The sequence below is a fragment of the Sporosarcina sp. P37 genome, assembly GCF_002109365.1.
In the GTDB taxonomy this organism is placed as follows: Bacteria; Bacillota; Bacilli; order Bacillales_A; family Planococcaceae; genus Sporosarcina.
The window spans coordinates 1,467,115-1,489,820 of record NZ_CP015349.1; the positions used below are offsets into that span (position 1 = coordinate 1,467,115).

Sequence of the window (22,706 nt, forward strand, 5' to 3'; positions counted from 1 at the left end):
TGGAAAGCTCGCTTCCGCCCGCGGATGCGGGCTTTTGCTTTACAGACACTTGAATGCATTATCTATTCATCGTACGATATGAATGAAACTATTCATTCAGAAAGCAGGTTACATATGAAGAAAACAATCTTACTACTGATGTCAGTTCAATTTTTTGTTTATTTAGGATTTGGCATCATCATTCCTATTTTGCCTGAAGTCATTTTGGCAGAGGGCTATTCAGAAGTGCATGTCGGCGGCTTACTGACGATTTATGCGCTGTCTTCTTTCTTCACTGCACCTTTATGGGGCGCGCTGTCTGACCGCACTGGCAGAAAAAAGCTGATTATGATCGGCTTGCTCGGTTTCAGTGTCAGCTTCTTCCTCTTCGCCGCGTTCATGCATCATCTGGTGCTTTTGTATGTATCACGCATCGTAGGCGGAATTTTCTCGGGCGCCCTGTATACAGCAGTGACGGGTTTTGTTGCGGATTTAACAACTGAAGAAAACCGCAATAAATATATGGGGCTCCTCGGGATGTCAATCGGTCTCGGCTTTATTTTCGGACCTGCAATAGGCGGCGTACTCGGAGACATCCATTTACAGGTGCCATTTATCGCTTCGGGCACATTGACGTTATTATTGACAGTCTATGCGCTGATCATTTTGAAGGAACCCAGCCGGCACAGTGAAGCGAATAAGCGCGCCATCATCCCTAAAGGTGCATCTGTGCTATGGACGTATCGAATCCGTTATTTATTCATCACGTCATTTATGATTACATTTCTGCTGGCGGGTGTGGAGTCTACTTTCCAGTTGTTTCAAATTGATAAAATCCATATCACGCCTTTGCAGCTCGGCTATTTGTTCATGGCGAGCGGACTGGTCGATGCCGCTATTCAAGGCGGTGTGGTGCGGCGTGTAAAAAACGGCACCGAAACTTCTTGGATTATTGCTGCACAAATCGTAACGGCAATCGGACTTGTACTGATCCCCTTTTCCATGAATCTATTGTGGGCCGGTTTTGCGATGAGCGTCTTTACTGCAGGAAATGCGCTTGTCCGGACGGTTTTGGTTTCACTTACGACGAAAGAAGCGGGCGGAATGTACGGTACCGCAGCCGGTCTGTCTTATTCCATGGATAATATGGGGCGGATTATCGGGCCTTTGCTGTTTACCTGGATCTTCACCATGCAGGCAGGCAATATGTATTATATCTCCGCCGTATTAGCGATTTTGTCTATCGCACTTGTATTTATTTTCCGTAATTCCACACGTTCATTAAGAACTGCTGCTGATTCCGCCGCTTAATACTGATGCACGGTATTCAGTTCGCCTGGTTGAATCTGTTATTTTTCCGCAACTCCGCTATACTAGAGGAATAGTATATTGTACGGGAGGCAGCATATGACGCAAGTGATCAGCTTAATCATCACCAGTACGTTAATTATTAACATATTTTTGGCGATAGCCTTGATTTTTTTGGAACGCCGTGATCCCACCAGTACGTGGGCGTGGCTACTTGTATTGTTTTTTGTTCCAATATTCGGCTTCATTGTGTATTTGTTGCTGGGCCGGCAACTGCGGCAAAAACATTTATTCCGCTGGGAAGGCAGGAATAAAATCGGTATTGAAAAGCTGATTCATTATCAGCTGGAGGCAATAGAGAACGAGACGTTCGAGTTTTTGAAGACGGATACAGAAGAATATTACGATATGATTTATTTGCATTTGCGCAATAATCACTCTGTCTTGACGCAGGATAATGACGTGCAAGTGTATACAGACGGACGGGAAAAGTTCGATTCGCTGCTTGAGGACTTGGAACAAGCAAGGGATCATATCCATATTCAATATTATATTTTCCGGCTGGACGGGATAGGTAAGCAAATCGAAGAAATTTTGATCCGTAAAGCAAAAGCCGGAGTAAAGGTGCGTATGTTGTTTGACGATATTGGCTCCCGCGGCTTGCGCATAAAACATTTCCGTGAGCTGACAGAGAGCGGCGGTGAAGTGGCGGCATTCTTTCCCGCCGTCTTGCCCCTTATCAATCCCCGGCTGAATTACCGGAATCACCGGAAGATCGTTATTGTCGATGGCCGAATCGGTTATATCGGGGGCTTTAACGTCGGTGATGAATATTTAGGTCTCAGTAAAAAATTCGGCTATTGGCGCGATACTCATCTGCGGATAGAAGGAAGTGCCGTGCACCCTTTGCAGACACGGTTCATCTTGGATTGGAATCAGGCATCTCCCAAAACGAATATCCAGTATAACGAACGGTTCTTCCCCGCGATTCCGCGTAAAGGGGATGTCGGTATGCAGATTGTTTCCAGCGGACCGGATTCTGAGTGGGAAGATATTAAAGACGGTTATTTGAAAATGATTTTCCTGGCGAAAGAGTATATTTACATTCAAACCCCTTATTTTATACCGGATACGAGCATGCTTGACGCTTTGCGTATTGCCTGTTTATCCGGAGTGGATGTCAGCATTATGATTCCGAATAAACCGGACCACATGTTCGTCTACTGGGCGACTTATTCCAACATCGGTCTATTATTGAAAGCCGGAGCACGTGTATATATTTATGAAAACGGGTTTATTCACTCCAAGCAAATTGTTGTAGATGATCGCGTGGCATCTGTCGGAACGGCGAATATAGACGTCCGCAGTTTCCGCCTGAATTTCGAAGTGAATGCCTTTATCTACGATCGTGATAAATCACATGAACTGGCAGAGATATTCGAGGAAGATATTCAAAATTCAACTGAATTGACATTGAATGATTATTTGGAACGTGAGCGGCTGATTAAAATAAAAGAATCGATTTCCCGGTTACTATCCCCTATTCTGTAAAAGAAAACAGCCGGCAGAGGACATATCAAATGTTCTCTGCCGGCTGTTTTTATTGTACACCGAGGTACTCTTCCAACGTAATATTGTGTTTGAATATTTGTGCGGCCCTTTTTTTGCCGACATACCGGTAATGCCAAGATTCATGCATATATCCGGTAACCTCTTCCTTGCCTTCAGGATAGCGAAGAATAAAACCGTACTTATGCGCATTTGCTGCCAGCCATTTAGCGGCTTCAGTATCTCCGAATGAATTGGATGCCCAGTGCCTTTCATGATTGACTTCACCGATATCAAAAGCCAGTCCTGTCTGATGCTCTGAATAGCCCGGACGCGCACTGTAACGGTCGGCTGCTTCCTGTCCGTCTCTTTCTACGTATCGATTGTACAGCGTCACTTGATACTCATAAGAACGGTACGTACTGAACGCATGCAGATTAATGCCAGATGTCACGGCAGCCGCTTCCATTTCATTATACGCTTCTCTTGCTTCCTCGCTTTCACCGGGAGCATAGTCTCTCGGCAAAGGATATTGTTTGTTCGCAAGCAATACACCGTCCACGTACTTCGGCTCTTTAGGCAATTGCTGTCCCTTTATATAATCGATAGCGCTGGATGGCTTCTCTGGTGCGGCTTCCTCTGCTTTTTCCTGTGATTTCTCGATGATCGGTGCATCCTCTATCTTTCGAAGCGGTATTTCTTCAGGTTTTTCCCCTTCTTCTGATACGCCTTCCGGATCATCCACTTCGTCTTCGCGTCCCCGTTCTGAGGCGGATTCGATTTCTTGAAATTCCACAGGGGGCTCCTGCCCGTTTTGCAAACTGTTAATAGCCTTGCTCATACTCCAGCCATTTGTACCGAGCCAAATTATGATTCCTGCAAGCAGGATAAAAATCAGTACAACTATTCCATCTATCCATTTATATTTCCTTTTGCGCTTCCTGTCAGCCAATTTTTCTTTCTTGCTTCTCATGATATACCCTGCTTTCTTTCTGTATCACTTACCACGTTGTCGTTCTCCTTTTTACAATTCAGCCGTTTATTACAAACTCTGTTTTCTAGTGTATCATTATTTTTCTTTTTCGTCTGTCTCTTCTCGGATTTAACTGATCTGCGCTTTATTATAATGTTAAGACGAGACAATGGAACAAATAAAAGGAAAGACCGCTGAATCATGACGGTCTTTCCTTTTAATCAAAACATTATGATGTACAGCAAAGTACCAAGAGAACCTGCAGCAAAGAATAACGCCATCCAAAGCATCCATTTTGCTTCTCGCATCAGGCCTTGATTTCTATACATAAAAGTCCGGGCAGTATTCGTGAATGTGAACATGATCAGCATGGACAGAATAGCGAATTCCAAGTTTAATTGGATGATAAAGTACAGCGCTGCAGCAGCTGAAGCAGCTATTGCCAGCCCCATGATCCATTTCAATTTCATGCGCTTTTCCTCCTCATTGACGGAAACAAAAAAAAGCTGGTTTGCACCAGCTTTTCATATTCCTCACTTTTCTTCTGCGGCTGGTGGATCGACGTGTTTAAAATAAAACTTACGTCCAAGATACGTCTGGAAGATTAACAGCAATCCGCCGACTGCCCAATACAAAGGAAGTGCTGCCATTACCGTGTAGGAAATGAACATAATCATAATTGGGGACATGTAGATAAACATCTTCATTTGCTTTTGTTGCTGTTCCGGCATTGTCCAGAGTGAAACGCGGGCCTGGACGAAGTATACCGCTCCGGCAACGAACATCATAATGATATCCGGCTCGCCCAATTTAAACCATAGGAATTCGTGGTTTTTGACTTCGGGCGGCGCATGGAGAATAGCGAAGTACAGACCCATAATGATTGGCATTTGAATTACCAGCGGCAGACAACCCATGTTCAGCGGATTCACGCCATGCTTGGAATACAGTCCCATCATTTCCTGCTGAAGCTTCATTTGCTCTTCTTTATCTCCAGCATCTTTTGATACTTTCATCCGTTTTTGGATATCTTCCATTTCCGGGCGAAGGGCGTCCATTTTCACTTTCATCTCTTGTTGAGCTTTATAGTTCTTTAACATTAATGGCATCAATATCAATCGAATCGCCACAGTAATCAGGATAATCGCAAAACCGTAATTTCCATTGAATGCATCACCAAGGTAGTGGAGAAGCCATTCCATCGGTCTGACAAATGTACTGTAGAAAAATCCGGTTTTATTTTCCACTGCCGAACAACCACTCAAAAATATAGCAGTAATTGCCAATAAACTAACGAGCCCTATTCTTTTCTTCAATGATTTCACCTACGCTATCTCAAACTAAAGAAAATTATACAGCAAACAGCGGAAAATTTACAGTGAATCATCTTTTTCTAGTGTAAAATGAAAGTAATTTCCGTCCATGTCCATACGGAAGCGCCGCGGTGTCACCCCTGTATACTTTTTAAAGACACGTGTAAAATAGCTTTGATTGCAAAAATGGAACCTCTTAGCAATATCTGCGATTTTCTGATCTGTAAAACGTAAATGGTACTGCACTTCCTCAATTTTTCGCATAGTAATATATTCGACTAATGTAATACCCGTACATTCTCGGAATATGCGTGAGAGATGACTTGTACTCACATTGAAATGCTTGGCAATTTCATCTACAATCAGTTGGCTCTCAACATTTTCATTGATATAAAAAATCACATCATTGACTGTCTCATGCGGCAGGGAAGGTTTTATTTTGCCTTTAAGGATATAGTAATAGAAACCAATCAGTTCACCGCCGATTTCTTTTATATTATCCGAATGCAAGTACTCCTCAATCAGTTCAATACAAGCAGCATTAAATGTAAAGGCATCTTTATCAGTCAGCACAGACTCTTCTCTCAACCTTCTGCTGACAAAAGAAGATAGTACTATTAGGTAGTATTTAATAACCTGTAATGTAAACCCCGGTGTATGGATATGCAATATGTCGTGAATGCAGCAAAGTGTATGACAGGCTTCGTCTTTCTTCAAATCAAAGATTTGATCCAACAACTCTTTTTCCAGCTTAAAAAAACCGGCAGCCGCCTGTGTTCCTCCAACGTCTTCAATCCCGTTGATTACATCCCGCGCGGAAGCTTCTGTCCTATCGCCAGTCACGAGTATCACCCCACCCATTCTATGTATATATGACCACTGACATCTTATTACTTTATGTATACTATTTTACCTTATTTTCCGAGATTATCTACCTTTACTCCATTTACTGATATATATACAACAAAGCGCCTCATGATATGAGGCGCTTTTAGTATTATTATGATTGGTTAGAATTGTTATTTTTTTCCGCCTCTTTTGTTGATTCGTCTTTATTATAAAGCGGCTCGTTATCTGATTTGTCTTTGTTCTTCTTGTATAGGCCATCTTTTTCCGAAGACTTTTTATCAGGATCCTGCACTTCCTGATTATAATAATGGACACTTGTCTGCGCCCCTTCAGATACCATATTATTATCATCAAAATCCGTCGGGTCAGAGTGACCGACTTTCTCTGCTGATTGATCAACTAGCTTATTGTTGTTCATGAAAGTATCGACTTTTTCTTTCAGCATACCCATTGTTTCCATCGCTTTATCACGATTTTCTTTTTTACTGAAATATGCGTAAGCACCTGCTGCCAGTGTTGCCATTAATAAACCGTTTGATTTTTTAGCCATATTTACCATCCTCCGTCGTAATTAAATTGTAGTGAGCTTCTGCTTACTGCTTACTATACCCAAGCGCAGTATTTTCAAACGTCAGCTGCAGAGTTTGCTGTTTGGCACCTCTTCTGCTGAACCGTATGTTACTTTCGTTCATCAGCATCAGTTACTCTATCATCTGCCTTTTTAGTACATGCATATATAGTGATTTCATTTAATATGGCAAAGTAGTTTTTGAGAACGCGATTTGTTATACTATGTAGAAAGAAAGCTGGAGGTGAGATCACTATGATTCGAAAAATGACAGAAAAAGATATTTATGAGTTTCAGCAAATTGCCCTTACTTCCTGGCTGCATACATTTCAAGAGCGTATCCCTGAAGAAGTGATCAAAGAATTTATCGATCGGACATACTCCGATTTAATGCTGAAGAAACAATTAGAGAGATCAATGGTCCTGCTTGCTGTCGATGAGCAAGGCGATTCGATAGGTTATATAAGCTACACGCCGATTGACGAAGACGGTGAGAGTGAATTGACAGCTCTTCACATACTTCCTTCACACGTGAATAAAGGATATGAAGAAGCACTGTTAGAAGAAGCGCTGAGCACGTTACAGGAAGCGGTAAATGTAGATGCTTATGTAGACGAGCATGAAACGGCACTTCAAGAATTCTATGTGAAAAAAGGATTCGGACTTGTAGAAACTATTGCAGAGACATTCGAAGGAATTCCAGTAAAAACCCTTCACTATGCCTTGCCTATTACACAGCCTGCACATATGTAAAAAAACCCTTTTCATAAAGAAAAGGGCGGTAACTGAAGACTCCTCCAAACTGGAGACAGTCTTCAGTTTTTTTATGTCTTTCAGCTTTCCTGTCCGCACTTGTCAGTTCATCCAGTTTGATTCGGTACTTGCATACTCATCCGATGAAGACCCTGGTGCCATTGGGGGTTTCCTTGTAAAACAAAGAATCCCGGCAATATACAGTAAGATCGACGGCAAGGACAGAATTCCGCCAAACAGGCCCGCAATGATAAACAGAATACCTGCTGCCTTTGGATTGGCATTGTTCCATATCTTTACCAGACCGATGATGCTCAATACCAGGCCGATAAATAATGCAATAACAGCCAGCCAGAAGACGATAGAGAATGAATCCATGAATGACATGAACATATCCACTTCATCCATGTTCAATACACCTTCATCCACCATCGCAGCACGGAACTCTTCCATAAAGGCCGGATCTGTACTCGCCATGTTCCAAAAGAATCCTATTACGGCGGTTCCGGCCAAACTGATTGCTATGAAAATCATAGCTATAATTGCGAGAACCCGCTCTGCTGTACGTTTAATCATTTCACATCATCCTCTTCTGCTAATTAATCTCTCTTTACCTATACGCCAGGCAACGAGAAAAGTTTCAAAAAAGTGATGTGAAACTTGAAATGCCCGGAAAATTTCTCCTGGTCTTATGCTTTCACGTCGTTGTAATCATCACTTCGGTCAAATGCATTTACTACATACGAACAGACCGCTTTCATCTTTAAACCTTTTTCGCGTGCATTTTCAGCCGCCTGATCAAGAAGTTTTTTAGCTACGCCCTGACCGCGGAGCGAATCATCTACATAGGTATGCGTCATAGTCATAATGCCATTTTCTTCAGACCACTCGATTTCAGCAATTACTTTCCCGTCAGCTTTGTGCTGATACGCGTATTTCGTACCGCCTAATTCCGCCAGTTCCAAATCCAATTCATTGTTTTCTCTCATGCATATCTCTCCCTTGTAGTTCATTCTTCTATCATGTAATGTACCACGATTGTCCCTCAGCTAAACAAAGATTTAATCGAATCTGCCATGTTTCTGAAAAATTCTTTCACCTTATCCCAAAAACTTGGATCAATATCACCCAGTTTGTCTTTAATTTTTGATGCCATATCGGTAAGTTGTTCATTCAGTTTAGTAAAATCAATATCAAGTTTGGAAATTTGATCCATCAAATCAATCAATAACTGACGGTCCGCCTCGCTTAACTGGATATTAAATTTTTGCAGCTGATCGCTGACAATCTGTTCCACGTCTTCTTTCGTTGCAGGCTTTTGTTCAGCAATCTGCTTTTTTATTTCTGTCAGCAATTTGGCTACTTCATCTTTGTCTACCCCTGCTTTTTCTGACAGCTTCGTCGCGAGACTCAACTCATCATTAGCTGTATCTGTGCGTTCCGTATCCAGAACTTCCCCCGATACTTCATACGCTTTATAGATACCGACCAGCGCAGAATGACCGGTTACCTTTTTGGGAGCCGCCACTTCCACGACAGCGTCCTCAATCCCCGCCGTCAGCATGGCTGTTGCATACATATCGGATGTGACTTGTGTGATATTGTCAGGTGTGACGATATTAATGATCAGTCCTTCACCCTCCTCCTGCCTTGTGATTTTAGCAGAAGAGTACATTCGCGCATTCCGGTCACCGCCTGGAATATATTTAATCAAATCATTGCCGTCTACTGATAATTCTTCTACCTCAGCCTCCGCAGCAACTTTCAGACTATCTTTAACACTTTCTTTTTCACTGTCGGACAGGTTTGCACCGTAGACAACAATTGGCACCCCTAGTTTTTCATTAATTACTTCATCTGCAGAAACCGCAGCCGGTGCGGCAGCTGCCGCCAGCAGCATGAATGCCAATATGAACGATAACCCTTTTTTCATACAGTCCCTCCTCTATGTTCTCCATATAGATACGATGGGGTATATCAAAAAGTTGCGCACATTTTATCAGGTAAGTGTCGTCCAGCCGTCTGCCTGTGTGATTTTTCTTTCTTTCATCAGCGTGCCAAGTGCCCGTTTAAAGGCCCCTTTGCTCATCTGGAACATCTCGTCGATCTCTTCTGGTGAAGACTTATCCGTAAATGGCATTTTACCGCCGCATTCCTGCAAGTATGCCAAGATTTGCTCGCCATCAGTCTGCAGACGCTCCTGCTTTCTTGGCAACAGAGAACCATTCATCGTTCCATCGTCATGAACTGCAATAATACGTACGTCCACTTCTTCACCCAGTCTTGGTTCCTGTCTGCGCTCGGTTTCATGAACGAATATGCGCTGGATGTCTTCCGTCAAAAGGAATGAGCCGACAGGCAATAGACGATATGCTCTCGCTTTGACATTTTGGTTGTACATGTCCGCTTCCGCCATCGTGTAATGTTCCTGGATTCGTTCTTCCGTTACTAAACGTCCAAACAAATTGCCCCCCGGGTCTGTGCGCAGCGTCATATACAATTGATCACCCGGCTGAGGCCAAAGTGTCTTAATCTGCGGAAAATCCGCCCGGTTGACCAGTACTTCAAATGAGGCGCCAATATCCACATACGCCCCTTCACTTTGTTCCAGACGTATCACTTTGGCCCATCCGAATGAGTCGACGGTGACAGTCGGCAATTGTGCAGTGGCCGTCAATTCGCCCCGTCTGTTGATGTAAAGAAATACTTCAATCATGTCTTGTTCCAGTGCATCCGGTGCTTCGGATTCATTCATATAAATTTCTTCACCAGCCGCATCTAATACAAAGCGGGACCCTTCTTTCCGGAGAATTTCGAGTTTTGCAAGTGTTCCTGGCTTTAATAGTGTCATATAGGACAGTCCTCTCTAGAGTGCTCTGTTTTTTAGTTTCTTTACAAATTCGGGATCTGATTCCAACGTCTCCACGAGATCGGTAATACGATCCATCGCGTTCCAGCTGAGGTGGTGTTCAATTCCTTCTACGTCACCATAGATATTTTCTTCTTCCACGCCGATTATACGCAGGAATTGCTCCAGTAATTCATGGCGATGGACCAGTTTTTTACCAAAACGCAAGCCGCGGTCTGTTAACGCAAGCCCCCGGTAACGCTCATAGTGAACATACCCTTCTTTGTCCAGCCGCTGCGCCATTTTAGTTACAGAGGAAGGGAGAACAGAAAGCGCCTCTGCCACATCTGACACACGCGCTTCTCCTCTTGCTTCCAACTGTAAATAGATTTGTTCAATATAGTCTTCCATACCCGGTGTAGCCAAACTATCGCCTCCTTATTTGACTGTCTATAAATAAAGCAACATACAAAAAGTTTAAGTTTTAAAAGCGCGGGTAAAACACTTACATACCAGAGAAAAGGAGTGATCTACTATGGGTCGTATATTATGGCTAATCATTTTAGTTTTAATAGCATTATGGGTAATCGGTTTAGTAGCAAATATCGGCGGCGGATTAATCCATACCCTTTTAGTAATTGCCGGCATTATCTTTGTTATTCAATTAATAACAGGCAGACGATCGGTATAACGATTACATCAGACACTGCTCCTTTTGTACTCAGGTGATTTTTGCGTATACACATGTATTGCGCAGACTTCTCCGGTTTGCAGAAGGAGCATTTTTACGCAGAATTCCTTCCAGTTCAAGACCGGCCCGCTTTGCAACCGCGCGACCTTTGCTGTGATTTTCATCACAGAGGAACTCCACTCGTTCGGCTTTCAGCTCTGAGAAAGCAAAATCCAATAATTGCTTTACAGCTTCCGTCATATAGCCTTGCCCTTCAAACGTTGTGTCCAGCCAATATTTCAATTCAAACTTGCGGATATTCCAGTCAATTGCAATGAAACCGGCACAGCCTATAAATTCACCTGATTCTTTTAAAAACAAATGAAAATTCAAGGTTTTTCTGCTGATAAATTCTGCAACGGATTCCCGCACATACTCTTCTGTCGTTTCAATTGACAGTTCTCTCTGCGCCCATTCCGTATAGCGCCGCAATTCCCGTGTTGAACGGGATACCCCTCCCCATACATCCATGGCATCTTTCAATTCAGGTGCACGAATAAATAAACGCTCTGTTTGCAGCTGTTCATTAAAATCGGGTATATTTTTTCCATACTGTCCGCGGTCTTCCCAGCGCACAGGGGTGGTCGTTCCTGCTAAATAGTCTTCTCTTGTCATGCCATATGTGACAGCGTCGTAATACGTATTTTCTTTCGGGAAAAACCAGGCCTGACGCAAATGTGCTTCTTTAACGAAGCCCGCCCGTTCAAACGCTTTGCGCATTGCCGCATTATCGTGGCGTGTATGCCCCTGAATCCGGATTTTTCGTTCGGGCAATTCAAATACATACTGTGTAAGCTTCTTCAGTGCCCGCGAACCATATCCGTAGCCTCTGTACTGATCAGCAATCCGAAGGTCAAAGAGCGGAACGTCCTCCTGCAAATCGTATACTTTTACAATACCGACTTTTTCATTTTCATTGTTTTCTATCCAGAACGTCTTTACGTCATCAGAAGCGTAACCTCCCTCTTCAATCGACTTTTCCAGCAGTTCACGGCCGGGCTGACTAATATCATGATAAGGCCACGAGTTCGTCGTCATAAACTGAATGAGTAAATCCTGTTCTTCTATCGTCCATTCCTGTAAACGCATTAAAATTCCTCCATCGTGCCTGTCTGTATACAAGCACCTCACTTCAGTGCCAAGACGTGTTTTGTCTAGCTTCTATTGCATGTTCATATGCAATTTTCACAAGATCTGCAACGTGTTTATCTGCTAATGAATAATATACCATCTTTCCCCGTCTTTCCGATTTGGCTAATGAATGTTCACGCAAATAGCGCAAGTGATGGGAGGCAGTGGCGGATGAAGACTGAATGACCGCAGCCACATCACATACGCACATTTCCGGCTCCAATGTCAGTGAATAAGCAATTCGCAAACGCGTTTCATCAGCCAAGGCTTTGAAGATTTGTACCATCTCCGTTACATCCGGAAGTTCTTTGCGGATTTTATGGACTACATCTTCATGCACGATCGTTATATCACAAGCATCTTGATTTCCCATTTTTTCACCCCATTCAATAGGCCGTATATTACGGTAATTATATAGAACATAATTTGAAAAATCAATTCATTCAAAAGGCCGTTTGATTATTCTCTCACTGCGTCTTATCCGCATTTTCCCCATGAATCTTATCGTATAATACGTCCTCTGTGGAGATATCTGCCAGTTTGACTTTCGAACGGTAAGCCGCCCGGATAATCACATGCCCGGCAACCGGTGCTGTTAAAAAGACAAAACCAATTCCAAGAAGCAGACGTACACTGATAAAGTTTTCGGAGGATAGAAAGTACACGAACGCACCGGTCAGTGTCAGCAGCACCGCCAGTGTAGAGCTTTTTGTCGCAGCATGTGAGCGCGTATAAACATCTGGCAGCCTGATCAACCCAAAGACGCTCAGTATACTGGCAATGGCTCCCGTCAATATCAATAACGCACCTATAAATTCACCGATCCCGCTTACGCTCAACGATCTTCCCCCTCTCGATAAATTTAGAAAATGCAATTGTCCCTATGAAAGAAAGAATACCAAGTATTAAAATTGCTTCCAAGAAAGCTTTTGTATTTAAGATCACCGACACGACTGCAATCGTAGCAATCAGATTCACTCCGATGACGTCAAGAGCCACGACACGATCAGGCGAAGACGGCCCAAGAATGATCCGGATCACCGCCACTAAAATAGTCAGCGCAAAAAGTATGACCGATATGGTCAGCATTCCCGCAATCATCGCGTCACCTCCATAATCGCTTTCTCGAAGTTTTTCAGCTGCTTGATTAAACCGGCGCGCGATTCTTCCACGTCCATCGCATGAATATATAATTCATTGCCTTCATGCGATACTTCCATGACGACAGATCCCGGTGTCAGCGTCAGCAGCATGGACAGCATGGTTACTTCCACGTCACTCGTCAAGATTGTCTGATACTTGAAGATCCCAGGCTTGATGCGCAGCGTAGGCCGGACGATTTGAGAGATGACTACAAAACTCGACTGTATCAGTTCCCGAATGAAAATCAGCAGAAGCTTACAGGCGGCGTATACTCTGCGCAAATAGAAATGGGTGCCGAAAAAACGGCTCATGAAGAAGATGATTCCCAATCCGACCAAGAATCCCATAAAAAATGTTGTAAATATCAGTTCATCTTCATCCATCAGCAGCATCCATAAGAATGCGATGAATAAATTTAACAGAAGCTGTATCGGCACGGCGTCTCCCCTCCTACTCTACATCGTCACCCATCACGGCGCGTATATACTGTTCAGGATCTGCTAATGTATCGGCTGCATCCTGGATATAAGGCGACAGCAGTTCTGCACCTATACCTAAACCAACTACTAGTACCGCAAGCAACACAAGCGGCAAACCAAGCGCCTTTTGAAAAGGCTGCTGGTCATCTTCACTGATTATCGTTTCTCCCCAGAAACTATTCAGAAATATACGAAGCAGGGAATATAGTACGCCGATGCTTGATAAAAAAGCCACGGCCAGCAGTATATAAGAACCCGTTTCAATCGCGCCTAATCCAATATATACTTTTCCAATAAATCCGCTGAGCGGAGGGATGCCAGCAATCGCAAGCATCGTCAGGAAAAACAACCAGCCGACTAACGGATAGTTTCGGATCAGACCGCTGATTTCGTGAAAATTTGTACGGCCCGTCAAATACACCACGGTGCCTGCCAATAAAAACAGCAGTGCTTTACTGGCCATATCATGAATCAAGTAGTAACTGGCCCCCTGGAACGCAGTATTTGTTGCAATCGCCAGCCCCGTCAGGACAAAACCTACGGAAATAATAACATTATATGAAACGATTTGACGTATGTCAGAATACGCAATTGCGCCCAGACATCCGGCCGTCATCGTGATAACGGCAAGTACGCCGACTGCTTTATAAAGCAGCGGATCATGAGTGAAAATTAACGTGAACATCCGGTACAGAGCGTAAATCCCCACCTTTGTCAGCAATGCGCCAAAGAGTGCCGCAACAGCAGCTGGCGGTGCCGAATAGGAGCCAGGGAGCCAAAAATACAGCAATAATCCTGCTTTCAAACTGAATACGATCAGGAATATAACCGCAATCAGTGTCAGCAATGGACCTTGGCCTGTTTCCGCTACCCGTACAGCAATGTGCGCCATGTTCAACGTCCCGATTGCACCATACAGATATGCAATTCCAAGCAGGAAGAACCAGGAAGCCAGCACATTAATCAATACGTACGTGATCCCTTCCTTCAACTGTGTCTTGCGTCCTCCAAGCACCAGTAAAACATAGGAAGCCAGCAGCATCACTTCAAAACAAACGAATAGATTAAATAAATCACCCGTCAGAAATGAACCATTGACACCCGCCACCAAAAATAAGAAAAACGGATAAAAGAACATAGCTTCTGTCTCAATTCCCGTTGATGCAAATGCATACAGTAAAATAATGGCGGATACTGCGCATGCGGCAGTCACGAGCAGCATCGCAAATGAATCACCGACAAACAAAATGCCGTGCGGCGGCAGCCAGTCTCCGAAGTCCAGACGCATGATGCCATGCAAATGGATGTGCTGCAAGCAATACGCAGCTGCACCGGCAGAAGCAAGCATCGTCAATGCACTGAGCACTCGCTGAAGCCGGATGTACGGGCGGAAAAACACTAAGATTACACCCATCAATATAGGCAGGAGCATCGGCAAAACTAATAAATTATTCATCCTGCTGCCCCCGCAATCCGAGTCCCCGGCCAGACTCTTGATATACTCGGTAAGATAATACAAGCAAAAACGCAGTCACTGCAAAACTGATAACAATCGCCGTCAAAATCAGCGCCTGAGGCAGGGCATCTGTATATTCCGCAGCCGTCTCTGTCAGCAAAGGCACATCACCTTTTTTTAAACCGCCCATCGTCAGCAATAGCAGATGGATGGCATGCGACAAAATCGCTGTCCCTAAAATAATACGCAGCATCTCTTTGGACAGGAGCAAATAGACGCCCACCGCCACCAGCACACCAACCAGAAGGGTAATTAATGTTTCCATTACTCCACATCCTCACTGATTCCCAAAATAATTGTCACGACGACCCCCAGTACGGTCAGCGCAACACCTGCTTCAAAAATCGTCATCGTCCCAAGCTCTGTCTCGCCGAAAACCGGCAACTCTACAAGCCACGTGGTCTGCGAAAGAAAGGGTTCACCGAACAGCACGGACAAAACACCCGTACTGACTGCCAGCAAAACCCCTAACGCAGCAACCCTCTTAAAATCAAATGGAGTCCCGCGATGGACTGTCTCTATGTCATAGACCAAATACAGCAATACAAACGCAGAAGAGAGCACCAAACCTCCGATGAAGCCCCCGCCGGGATTATTATGGCCCGATAGAAACAGCTCCACCCCAAACGTCAAAATGATGAAGAATACAATCTTCGTCACCGTCTGCAAGATCACATCATTTTTCTTCAGAGTGATCCACTCCCTTCTTGCGCCGCAGCTTGACCATCGAATATACGCCTAGACCTGCGATAAACAGCACCAGGACCTCAAGCATCGTATCAAACGCACGGAAATCTCCAAGAATCGTATTGACGACATTCAATCCGCCGGCAAGACGTGATGCGGTTTCATAATAGATTGAAATTGTCGGATGCAGCGAGTGCCCCTGCACGAGTAATGCCACGACCGTTACGGCAGTGCCGGACGCTGCTGCGATCAGCCCGTTGCGGACCCTTATGGACAATGACTTGTGCTCCGTTCTCCATTCCGGCAAATAGTAGAAGCACAATAAAAATAATACTGTCGTAACCGTCTCAACGATAATTTGTGTTAACGCCAGATCCGGTGCACGGAAGACAACAAATAAAATAGCGATGGAATAACCCAGTACTCCATTCAGAATAATGGCTGTGATCCGGGATTTCGCAAATAATATAGCGATACTTGAACACATCATCACAAAAACAATAATACTCTCATTGATTTCTACAGCTGCGTCATTGGAAAAGTCAAAGGTAAATTGCTGGAATCCGAACAGGCCAATCCCTACGGACATGATGAAGAACAGCATAATATACGCTACATAATCACGCACGGACCCCGTCATATAGGTTCTCGTCACAACAGACGCTGCCCGTTCCATCTTCATTAACAATGAATTATAAAAGCGGTCCAGTGTCCATTGTAAAATACCCAGACGATAGATTCCTTTCCAGTAACGCAAGAAGCAGTACAGCAGAGCGCCTGCTGCAATCACGCCAATTGTCATGATAATCGGCAGACCCCATCCATGCCATATTTGGATTTTAGGAACCAGTCCGGCCATCCCTTCAAATTGCGGATACACCGCATTCATCGCAGGCCCTAAAATATAGGTGCCCAGCAGATTCGGGAAGATGAAAATCAATACGACCAAACTGCCGAGTACAATCGGTGAAATAAGCATCTGAATCGGCGCTTCACGAGCAGGCCGCTGACCAGGCATAGGAGGCGGCACTTCGCCGAAAAAGGTCTGGAAAACAATAATCATGCAATAAATAAAAGTAAAAATACTGCCGATCCATGCCACAATCGGAAACAGCAGCACAAGCGTATCCGCTGTCAGCACATTGGCATCTTTTAGCGACAGCATGGCCTCAAAGAAGAGCTCCTTACTCAAGAAGCCGTTAAACGGAGGCAGACCTGCCATCGAAAAACTGCCGATTAGTGCAATTGTAAATGTAATGGGCATAATGGCGGCCAAACCGCCCAGCCTTCGAATATTTCGTGTCCCGAGCTCATGGTCTAAAATTCCAACTACCATGAACAATGACCCTTTAAACGTGGAATGATTAATTAAATGGAATAACGCGGCGAACGAAGCTGCAGTAAATAACGTAATTTGTGCACTTTCAGCAGAGGAGAAGGCCAGTGATCCGACACCCAGCAAACTCATAATCATACCGAGCTGACTCACTGTCGAGAATGCGAGCAGCGCTTTCAAATCGGTCTGTTTAACTGCATTGACCGACCCCCATAGCATCGTCAGCAGTCCTACACACGAAACAATATAGAACCACGTTACATGTCCCGCGAACACCGGTGTAAAACGTGCCACTAAATAAATACCTGCTTTCACCATCGTTGCTGAGTGTAAGTAAGCGCTGACCGGCGTTGGTGCTTCCATTGCATCAGGCAGCCAAATGTGGAAGGGAAACTGAGCGGACTTAGTAAATGCGCCCAGTAGAACAAGCAGCATGGCCGGGATAAATAAGGAATCCGCTGCGATCATATCCCGCATGGCGATTAATTCCTGCAAGCTGAACGTCCCTGTTATGGTATATAACATTAAAATTCCTGCCAGCATGAGCACGCCGCCGGTCACCGTAATCAGCATGGATTTCTTCGCACCGTATCTTGATTGTTTACGGTGATACCAGAAAGCGATGAGCAGGAAAGAAGATATACTGGTTAACTCCCAGAACACATAGAGAACGATCAGGTTATCGGATAACACGACACCGAGCATAGCTCCCATGAACAACAGTAAATATGTATAAAAGCGTCCAATCGCTTCCCGCTCAGAAAGATAGTAGATCGAATACAATACAACCAGACTGCCGATGCCTGTAATCAGCAGCGCAAAGATCATACTTAATCCGTCTAAATGCGTGGAAAAATAGACACCCGCAGAAGGTATCCAAGGAAACGTATACAAATAAGATGCACCGTCTGAAAGCGAAGGCACAAGACGGAGCAGTATGATAAACAAGAACAACGGAACGGTGATGACAAACCACCCAATCCGCCTTCCAGTCAAAAGTTTATGGATAAACGGCACCAGACATGCTGCGATAAATGGAATGAAAATGGCGAGTAAGACGGTTATCAACCTGACACCTCCCGGAATGAATCGATTTATAGTATCAATAGAATGCTCAAAGACCCTTGACTGAACACTGTACGTTATGCATAATGGGACTCTAAGCAGAGAGTGCAATCTCTACTCGAAAGTATACACTATTTTAACGTAAACCGCATAGAAAGCGCGGTCGGCATACTGTAAGACTTGTTTCATGAAACACGTTCTGGATTTGGTTCTCTTGTGGAATTGTAAGGAAGACGCTCCCCTGAAATGTGAACCAAACACCATCAGCATATATAATTCAAAGAGGTGAAGAGTCATTATGGGCAAAATGAAAAGCCGTATGGACGAGAGCATTCTCGTTTGTGTGTATTACGGTCCAAATGGTGAACGTCTCATTAAAAGAGGATCCAAAATAGCAGAAATCATGGACTGTCCTCTCTATATTCTGACAGTTGATCCTGCTCCGCTGGATGATTTTGATGCAGAAAAATCGGGATATGTGGATCGTTGGCAAGAACTTGCGGAAGAGCTCGATGTAGAGGCATTCATTATCCGCGATGACGAAAAGCGGCCGGCTGCAAAGGTAATTAAAGAAGTAGCCCATAAGTATGGCATTACACAAATCGTCATCGGCCAAACCGCGCAGAGCCGCTGGGAAGAAATCACAAAAGGGTCATTCATGAACGTCCTGCTGAGGGAAATTCCTTTTGTAGATTTCCATGTAGTTTCTGTAGACCGGGCGATTAAAAGTGAAACAGAGGGGTCATTTGAAAAAGGAGTCCGGGCTTATCTGGTTCCGGACGGTGACAGTTTCCGAATAAATTTCACGTTAACCAAACAGGCACAATATGAAGGGATCTTCTTTAAAGAGATCGGAACCGATTTCAACAATGGGATTTTCAAATTCATGCAGAACAATAAAATATGTCAGGTTCAGATAGAAGATGACCAGGTGCTGGAGACAAGCAAAATTCAATGCAAGGTTCACGACTGACACATAAAAGAATGTTCCGGAAGTCACAGTACTTCGGGGACATTCTTTTTTTGCACACGAGGATTCAGATTTATATGCACTGACACCTATTTCCCGCCGCCGTTTTTCCTATCAAAAAAGAGCCGTCACCAGAAGTCAAAACTTCTTGGACCGCTCCTTTGTCTTTCTTCATTCAGGCAGTTCTTCTCCGACAATCTTTACTTCCATTTCGAGATCAATTCCGAAGTTCTTCTTCACTTCTGCTTTGACCATTTCAATCGTCTGAATATAATCTGCTGCCGTAGCGCCATTTTTATTGACGATGAATCCTGCATGCTTAGTGGATACTTCTGCGCCTCCAAACCCTTTTCCCTGTAAGCCGCTGTCTTGAATCAGCTTACCTGCAAAGTATCCCGGGGGGCGTTTGAAAACACTTCCCGCCGAAGGAAATTCAAGCGGCTGCTTCGATTCACGCTGAAAAGTCAGGTCAGCCACTTTCGCATCAATGTCCCACTGCTCACCCGGAGCGAGCAGGAATTCTGCAGACAAAACAAAATAGCCCTTTGCCGTGATAATACTCTTACGGTAGCCAAGCTCCAATTCATCTTTAGACAGCACGAAAATCTTCCCTGTATGATCCATGACAGTCGCCTGCTGAATAATATCTTTGATCTCTCCGCCGTAAGCACCTGCGTTCATAGCCATGGCGCCGCCGATGGAACCGGGAATGCCGCAGGCAAACTCCAGCCCTGTCAGACAAGCCTTCGCCGCCTCAATGGATGCATCGATAATATTGGCCCCTGCTTCCGCAGTCATTTTATTTCCTTCAATGGTAATATGATTAAAATTCGCCATATACAAAACAATTCCACGGACTCCGCCGTCACGTACGACCATATTCGAACCATTCCCCAGTAACAAGATGGGTATTTTCTGTTCATAGGCATAACTGACAACTGCCTGCACTTCTTCTATTGTGCCGGGGGCTGCGACCACATCCGCTTTTCCGCCCAGACGTGTTTTCGTATATTTGTTCAGCGGTTCATCAAGCAACAACCAGCCGTTTTCTATTTTCTCTTGAAGATCTTCAAACCAGCGATGCTTTGACATGCACATCAAGTCCTTTCACTATACGCGTCTCCAATATAACGGAAACAATCTTATCCTTTAATAGTATGCTTGCAATCTGCCTTTTTGACAAGGTTTTTCATTTTGACTTTTGAGGGATTTTCAATTAATGTTTATCTAACTAAATGCCCACAAGGAGGCGGGAAAGTGAATAAATGGAAAGTAGATTCCGCAGCATCCACTGTCGGCTTTTCAGTTCCCCATATGATGGTATCCACGGTTTCAGGCACATTCGAAAAGTTTTCGGGAGAGTTGCAGGGCAATATTACAGATCTGACGAAATGCAGCATTGAATTTCAAGTGTGCGTATCTTCTATTCAGACCAAGAACAGAGACCGTGATCTACATCTATGCTCGGAAGACTTTTTTGATGCACAGACCTTTCCGCAAATGACTTTTTCTTCCCGTTCCATTTATGCCGATCCAGATGGCAGCTACCGAATGACGGGCAGCCTGACGATTAAAGGCACGTCAAAAAGAGCTTTGTTCTGCGTTACACCGCAAGAAGTTACGGTGTTTGGCGCCACGTTTCTGGTTGATGGAGAAATAAAACGCAAAGACTTCGGCTTACTGTGGAACCGCGCAATCGAAGCTGGCGGCGTTATGGTGGGTGATGTAATCGACATTACTATGAAGGTTGCTGTCTGCAGAAATTAGAAGTACATAAAAGAATTGAACAGACAACAGCACGCCTGCCCAAAATAAGTTTCCACACTATAAAACAAATAATCTGGAGCTGCCGTAACCCCCCGAACAGACGGGTGTTTACGGCAGCTCTCTTTACTTATAGCTACTGGAACCTTCATCACTGTGATGTATGGCTCTCCTTACCAAAATCCGGCCGCTTAAAAAGCCTTTTGATAATACAGCAAAAAGGACAGATGGGGTCCGTCTGTACTTCAATTATCATTTTTCCCTCTCGCCTGCCTATTCTCTATTTTAGAATCATGAAAACTTGGCAACAATATAACTGCTTGCCCTATTTGAAAATATAGAATGAGGTGTCGAAATGAATGAGTCGTTATGGCTGGCTACTGCTTATCCGCAGTCTGCCTATCCGACAGTGCAAGATGATTTGACATGTGAGGTGCTGATTATCGGCGGAGGGCTCAGCGGTATTACCAATGCCTACTTTTTAGCCAAACAAGGAAAGGACGTTGTGCTGCTCGAGAAGAATAGTTTGCTGCACGGTGCAACAGGGAATTCCACAGGTAAATTAACTGCCCAGCATGATCTGGTCTATGCCGATCTGATTGCGCAGTTTGATGTGGAGAGTGCAAAACGGTACTTTCAAGTAAACGAACAGGCTGTCCAGTTTGCACGTTCCATCGCAAAAGCAGATCAGCTGCAAACCGCACATTCCGCACTGTACTCGCAAACGCCAGAAGGCACAGAAAGGCTGCTGGCAGAGAAAAAGGCGTATGAAGAAATCGGTATTCCGTTTTCATTGGCAGGAAGTGCAGCAGATTTGCCGTTTGAGACGGCGCATACGCTATTAATTGAAGATGAAGCACAAATCCATCCCGTTCGCTTCGGTCAGCATTTGGCACAGCTTGCCGCGGAAGAAGGCGCGCGTTTGTATGAACATGCACAAGTAGCCGCGCTGGATACAGACCGTCATTTTGTCAAGCTGGCTTCTTCGAAGACCGTCAGTTATCGTCAGCTTGTCATCTGCTCCCATTATCCGATTGAAGCACTGGAAGGAATGCAAATCCTTAAATTAGACGTGGAACGGTCATATATCGCTGCCGCTAAAACGGACACACCGTTTGATCATCAATACATCGCGGTAGATCAGCCGAAACGTTCCATTCGCACCGCGACAATAGACGACCAATCCTATTTACTTCTCTGTGCCGAGTCCCATCCGGCAGGAGCAGAAAAAGAGACACAAGTGCATTACGACAATATTACGGATGATTTGAAGACGACGCTGGAACATCCTGAAATCATGTATAAATGGTCTGCGCAAGATCCGTCGACTCCTGATTTAGTGCCGTACGCCGGAGCCATTTCCACCTCTTCACCCGACGTTTATATTAGTACAGGCTACAGGAAGTGGGGATTAACCAACTCACTGGCAAGTGCACAGATTATTTCAGATGCTATCACAGGCAAAAAAAATCCCGCAAGCGAACTATATTCGCCAGGCAGGACAGAATTCGGTTCATTGTTCAGCCGCGCACTGCTGCTGACCGGACGCACTGTAAAAGAGTTTACGGGCGGGCACATTGCACGTACCGATTCTCCTATTTGCACGCATATGGGGTGCCGTACCCGCTGGAATAAAGGTGACCAGACGTGGGACTGCCCTTGCCACGGCTCACGTTTTCGTGCGGACGGATCTGTTCTCGAAGGACCTGCCACACAGCCGCTGGATTTAGGATAAAAAAGACTGTC

General features: G+C 44.6%; 27 protein-coding genes. 7 read left to right on the forward strand and 20 right to left on the reverse strand.

Annotation, left to right across the window (positions count from 1 at the left end; all coding sequences use genetic code 11):
• The first annotated feature begins 114 nt into the window (after positions 1 to 114).
• Positions 115 to 1,290, forward strand: a complete 1,176-nt coding sequence (locus SporoP37_RS07620) for an MFS transporter (protein WP_085430657.1) — start codon at positions 115 to 117, stop codon at positions 1,288 to 1,290.
• A 96-nt stretch (positions 1,291 to 1,386) separates the two neighbouring features.
• Complete coding sequence (gene cls, locus SporoP37_RS07625) at positions 1,387 to 2,838, forward strand: cardiolipin synthase (RefSeq protein WP_081243094.1); 1,452 nt, start codon at positions 1,387 to 1,389, stop codon at positions 2,836 to 2,838.
• Positions 2,839 to 2,887: 49 nt separating this feature from the next.
• On the opposite strand, the gene SporoP37_RS07630 is transcribed toward cls, so the two are convergent.
• From SporoP37_RS07630 to SporoP37_RS07655, 5 genes are all read right to left on the reverse strand, one after another.
• Entirely contained in the window at positions 2,888 to 3,808 is a 921-nt protein-coding gene (locus SporoP37_RS07630; RefSeq protein ID WP_085430658.1) for a M15 family metallopeptidase, read from the reverse strand.
• A gap of 221 nt (positions 3,809 to 4,029) precedes the next feature.
• Complete coding sequence (locus SporoP37_RS07640; RefSeq protein WP_085430660.1) at positions 4,030 to 4,278, reverse strand: hypothetical protein; 249 nt, start codon at positions 4,276 to 4,278, stop codon at positions 4,030 to 4,032.
• 63 nt (positions 4,279 to 4,341) lie between these two features.
• Entirely contained in the window at positions 4,342 to 5,124 is a 783-nt protein-coding gene (gene yidC, locus SporoP37_RS07645) for a membrane protein insertase YidC (protein WP_085430661.1), read from the reverse strand.
• A gap of 57 nt (positions 5,125 to 5,181) precedes the next feature.
• Positions 5,182 to 5,964 carry a helix-turn-helix domain-containing protein gene (locus SporoP37_RS07650; protein ID WP_158233548.1) on the reverse strand — a complete coding sequence of 261 codons (783 nt, stop codon included), beginning with the start codon at positions 5,962 to 5,964 and terminating at the stop codon, positions 5,182 to 5,184.
• 157 nt (positions 5,965 to 6,121) lie between these two features.
• The gene (locus tag SporoP37_RS07655) at positions 6,122 to 6,520 is read right to left on the reverse strand and encodes a hypothetical protein (protein ID WP_232329829.1); all 399 of its coding nucleotides are present in this window, start codon (positions 6,518 to 6,520) and stop codon (positions 6,122 to 6,124) included.
• Positions 6,521 to 6,805: 285 nt separating this feature from the next.
• Here SporoP37_RS07655 and SporoP37_RS07660 point away from each other — a divergent pair, with 285 nt between their 5' ends.
• Positions 6,806 to 7,291, forward strand: coding sequence for a GNAT family N-acetyltransferase (locus SporoP37_RS07660; RefSeq protein ID WP_198160060.1), 486 nt, complete (start codon positions 6,806 to 6,808; stop codon positions 7,289 to 7,291).
• Between the two features lie 102 nt (positions 7,292 to 7,393).
• On the opposite strand, the gene SporoP37_RS07665 is transcribed toward SporoP37_RS07660, so the two are convergent.
• The 5 genes from SporoP37_RS07665 to mntR all read right to left on the reverse strand — a co-directional run bounded on the left by SporoP37_RS07665 (position 7,394) and on the right by mntR (position 10,565).
• Positions 7,394 to 7,867 (reverse strand): DUF4064 domain-containing protein, encoded by a 474-nt coding sequence (locus SporoP37_RS07665; RefSeq protein WP_085430664.1) that lies wholly within the window; start codon positions 7,865 to 7,867, stop codon positions 7,394 to 7,396.
• Between the two features lie 113 nt (positions 7,868 to 7,980).
• Entirely contained in the window at positions 7,981 to 8,280 is a 300-nt protein-coding gene (locus tag SporoP37_RS07670; protein WP_231293319.1) for a GNAT family N-acetyltransferase, read from the reverse strand.
• Between the two features lie 56 nt (positions 8,281 to 8,336).
• Positions 8,337 to 9,224 (reverse strand): DUF1002 domain-containing protein, encoded by an 888-nt coding sequence (locus SporoP37_RS07675; protein ID WP_085430665.1) that lies wholly within the window; start codon positions 9,222 to 9,224, stop codon positions 8,337 to 8,339.
• Positions 9,225 to 9,290: 66 nt separating this feature from the next.
• Positions 9,291 to 10,142, reverse strand: coding sequence for a CvfB family protein (locus SporoP37_RS07680; RefSeq protein WP_081243103.1), 852 nt, complete (start codon positions 10,140 to 10,142; stop codon positions 9,291 to 9,293).
• A 15-nt stretch (positions 10,143 to 10,157) separates the two neighbouring features.
• Positions 10,158 to 10,565: a transcriptional regulator MntR gene (gene mntR / locus SporoP37_RS07685; RefSeq protein ID WP_081243104.1), complete on the reverse strand. Its 408-nt coding sequence runs from the start codon at positions 10,563 to 10,565 to the stop codon at positions 10,158 to 10,160.
• 109 nt (positions 10,566 to 10,674) lie between these two features.
• On the opposite strand from mntR, the gene SporoP37_RS16920 reads away from it, so the two are divergent.
• Entirely contained in the window at positions 10,675 to 10,830 is a 156-nt protein-coding gene (locus tag SporoP37_RS16920) for a lmo0937 family membrane protein (RefSeq protein WP_143565440.1), read from the forward strand.
• Between the two features lie 30 nt (positions 10,831 to 10,860).
• Here the strand turns inward: SporoP37_RS16920 and SporoP37_RS07690 are convergent, their stop codons facing one another.
• From SporoP37_RS07690 to SporoP37_RS07730, 9 genes are all read right to left on the reverse strand, one after another.
• Positions 10,861 to 11,958, reverse strand: coding sequence for a GNAT family N-acetyltransferase (locus SporoP37_RS07690; RefSeq protein WP_085430666.1), 1,098 nt, complete (start codon positions 11,956 to 11,958; stop codon positions 10,861 to 10,863).
• Positions 11,959 to 12,001: 43 nt separating this feature from the next.
• A complete protein-coding gene (locus SporoP37_RS07695; RefSeq protein ID WP_081243106.1) occupies positions 12,002 to 12,373 on the reverse strand; it encodes an ArsR/SmtB family transcription factor in 372 nt (123 codons plus the stop codon).
• A gap of 94 nt (positions 12,374 to 12,467) precedes the next feature.
• Positions 12,468 to 12,839, reverse strand: coding sequence for a monovalent cation/H(+) antiporter subunit G (gene mnhG / locus SporoP37_RS07700; RefSeq protein WP_081243107.1), 372 nt, complete (start codon positions 12,837 to 12,839; stop codon positions 12,468 to 12,470).
• Complete coding sequence (locus tag SporoP37_RS07705; RefSeq protein WP_085430667.1) at positions 12,817 to 13,101, reverse strand: Na(+)/H(+) antiporter subunit F1; 285 nt, start codon at positions 13,099 to 13,101, stop codon at positions 12,817 to 12,819. The genes mnhG and SporoP37_RS07705 overlap by 23 nt, the downstream gene beginning before the upstream one ends.
• Complete coding sequence (locus SporoP37_RS07710) at positions 13,098 to 13,580, reverse strand: Na+/H+ antiporter subunit E (protein WP_085430668.1); 483 nt, start codon at positions 13,578 to 13,580, stop codon at positions 13,098 to 13,100. The genes SporoP37_RS07705 and SporoP37_RS07710 overlap by 4 nt, the downstream gene beginning before the upstream one ends.
• Positions 13,581 to 13,593: 13 nt before the next feature.
• On the reverse strand, positions 13,594 to 15,078 hold the full coding sequence (locus SporoP37_RS07715; RefSeq protein WP_085430669.1) for a Na+/H+ antiporter subunit D: 1,485 nt from the start codon (positions 15,076 to 15,078) through the stop codon (positions 13,594 to 13,596).
• Positions 15,071 to 15,403: a Na(+)/H(+) antiporter subunit C gene (locus tag SporoP37_RS07720; RefSeq protein ID WP_081243111.1), complete on the reverse strand. Its 333-nt coding sequence runs from the start codon at positions 15,401 to 15,403 to the stop codon at positions 15,071 to 15,073. The genes SporoP37_RS07715 and SporoP37_RS07720 overlap by 8 nt, the downstream gene beginning before the upstream one ends.
• A complete protein-coding gene (locus SporoP37_RS07725; RefSeq protein WP_081243112.1) occupies positions 15,403 to 15,828 on the reverse strand; it encodes a Na(+)/H(+) antiporter subunit B in 426 nt (141 codons plus the stop codon). The genes SporoP37_RS07720 and SporoP37_RS07725 overlap by 1 nt, the downstream gene beginning before the upstream one ends.
• Positions 15,815 to 18,229 carry a Na+/H+ antiporter subunit A gene (locus SporoP37_RS07730; protein ID WP_198160061.1) on the reverse strand — a complete coding sequence of 805 codons (2,415 nt, stop codon included), beginning with the start codon at positions 18,227 to 18,229 and terminating at the stop codon, positions 15,815 to 15,817. Before SporoP37_RS07730 ends, SporoP37_RS07725 begins: the two co-directional genes overlap by 14 nt.
• 295 nt (positions 18,230 to 18,524) lie before the next feature.
• Here SporoP37_RS07730 and SporoP37_RS07735 point away from each other — a divergent pair, with 295 nt between their 5' ends.
• Positions 18,525 to 19,199 carry a universal stress protein gene (locus SporoP37_RS07735; protein ID WP_081243113.1) on the forward strand — a complete coding sequence of 225 codons (675 nt, stop codon included), beginning with the start codon at positions 18,525 to 18,527 and terminating at the stop codon, positions 19,197 to 19,199.
• A 168-nt stretch (positions 19,200 to 19,367) separates the two neighbouring features.
• Here SporoP37_RS07735 and murB read toward each other — a convergent pair whose 3' ends face one another.
• Complete coding sequence (gene murB, locus SporoP37_RS07740; protein WP_085430670.1) at positions 19,368 to 20,288, reverse strand: UDP-N-acetylmuramate dehydrogenase; 921 nt, start codon at positions 20,286 to 20,288, stop codon at positions 19,368 to 19,370.
• A gap of 165 nt (positions 20,289 to 20,453) precedes the next feature.
• On the opposite strand from murB, the gene SporoP37_RS07745 reads away from it, so the two are divergent.
• Both SporoP37_RS07745 and SporoP37_RS07750 read left to right on the forward strand, forming a co-directional pair.
• Complete coding sequence (locus tag SporoP37_RS07745; RefSeq protein WP_081243115.1) at positions 20,454 to 20,963, forward strand: YceI family protein; 510 nt, start codon at positions 20,454 to 20,456, stop codon at positions 20,961 to 20,963.
• A gap of 352 nt (positions 20,964 to 21,315) precedes the next feature.
• Positions 21,316 to 22,695, forward strand: coding sequence for an FAD-dependent oxidoreductase (locus tag SporoP37_RS07750; RefSeq protein WP_085430671.1), 1,380 nt, complete (start codon positions 21,316 to 21,318; stop codon positions 22,693 to 22,695).
• Positions 22,696 to 22,706: the final 11 nt, after the last annotated feature.

Coding starts and splice junctions, on each gene's coding strand:
- SporoP37_RS07620 (WP_085430657.1), top strand. CDS start 115: ATGAAGAAAACAATCTTACTACTGATGTCAGTTCAATTTTTTGTTTAT.
- cls (WP_081243094.1), top strand. CDS start 1,387: ATGACGCAAGTGATCAGCTTAATCATCACCAGTACGTTAATTATTAAC.
- SporoP37_RS07630 (WP_085430658.1), bottom strand. CDS start 3,808: ATGAGAAGCAAGAAAGAAAAATTGGCTGACAGGAAGCGCAAAAGGAAA.
- SporoP37_RS07640 (WP_085430660.1), bottom strand. CDS start 4,278: ATGAAATTGAAATGGATCATGGGGCTGGCAATAGCTGCTTCAGCTGCT.
- SporoP37_RS07655 (WP_232329829.1), bottom strand. CDS start 6,520: ATGGCTAAAAAATCAAACGGTTTATTAATGGCAACACTGGCAGCAGGT.
- SporoP37_RS07660 (WP_198160060.1), top strand. CDS start 6,806: ATGACAGAAAAAGATATTTATGAGTTTCAGCAAATTGCCCTTACTTCC.
- SporoP37_RS07665 (WP_085430664.1), bottom strand. CDS start 7,867: ATGATTAAACGTACAGCAGAGCGGGTTCTCGCAATTATAGCTATGATT.
- SporoP37_RS07670 (WP_231293319.1), bottom strand. CDS start 8,280: ATGAGAGAAAACAATGAATTGGATTTGGAACTGGCGGAATTAGGCGGT.
- SporoP37_RS07675 (WP_085430665.1), bottom strand. CDS start 9,224: ATGAAAAAAGGGTTATCGTTCATATTGGCATTCATGCTGCTGGCGGCA.
- SporoP37_RS07680 (WP_081243103.1), bottom strand. CDS start 10,142: ATGACACTATTAAAGCCAGGAACACTTGCAAAACTCGAAATTCTCCGG.
- SporoP37_RS16920 (WP_143565440.1), top strand. CDS start 10,675: ATGGGTCGTATATTATGGCTAATCATTTTAGTTTTAATAGCATTATGG.
- SporoP37_RS07690 (WP_085430666.1), bottom strand. CDS start 11,958: ATGCGTTTACAGGAATGGACGATAGAAGAACAGGATTTACTCATTCAG.
- SporoP37_RS07695 (WP_081243106.1), bottom strand. CDS start 12,373: ATGGGAAATCAAGATGCTTGTGATATAACGATCGTGCATGAAGATGTA.
- SporoP37_RS07705 (WP_085430667.1), bottom strand. CDS start 13,101: ATGATTGCGGGAATGCTGACCATATCGGTCATACTTTTTGCGCTGACT.
- SporoP37_RS07715 (WP_085430669.1), bottom strand. CDS start 15,078: ATGAATAATTTATTAGTTTTGCCGATGCTCCTGCCTATATTGATGGGT.
- SporoP37_RS07720 (WP_081243111.1), bottom strand. CDS start 15,403: ATGGAAACATTAATTACCCTTCTGGTTGGTGTGCTGGTGGCGGTGGGC.
- SporoP37_RS07735 (WP_081243113.1), top strand. CDS start 18,525: ATGGGCAAAATGAAAAGCCGTATGGACGAGAGCATTCTCGTTTGTGTG.
- murB (WP_085430670.1), bottom strand. CDS start 20,288: ATGTCAAAGCATCGCTGGTTTGAAGATCTTCAAGAGAAAATAGAAAAC.
- SporoP37_RS07750 (WP_085430671.1), top strand. CDS start 21,316: ATGAATGAGTCGTTATGGCTGGCTACTGCTTATCCGCAGTCTGCCTAT.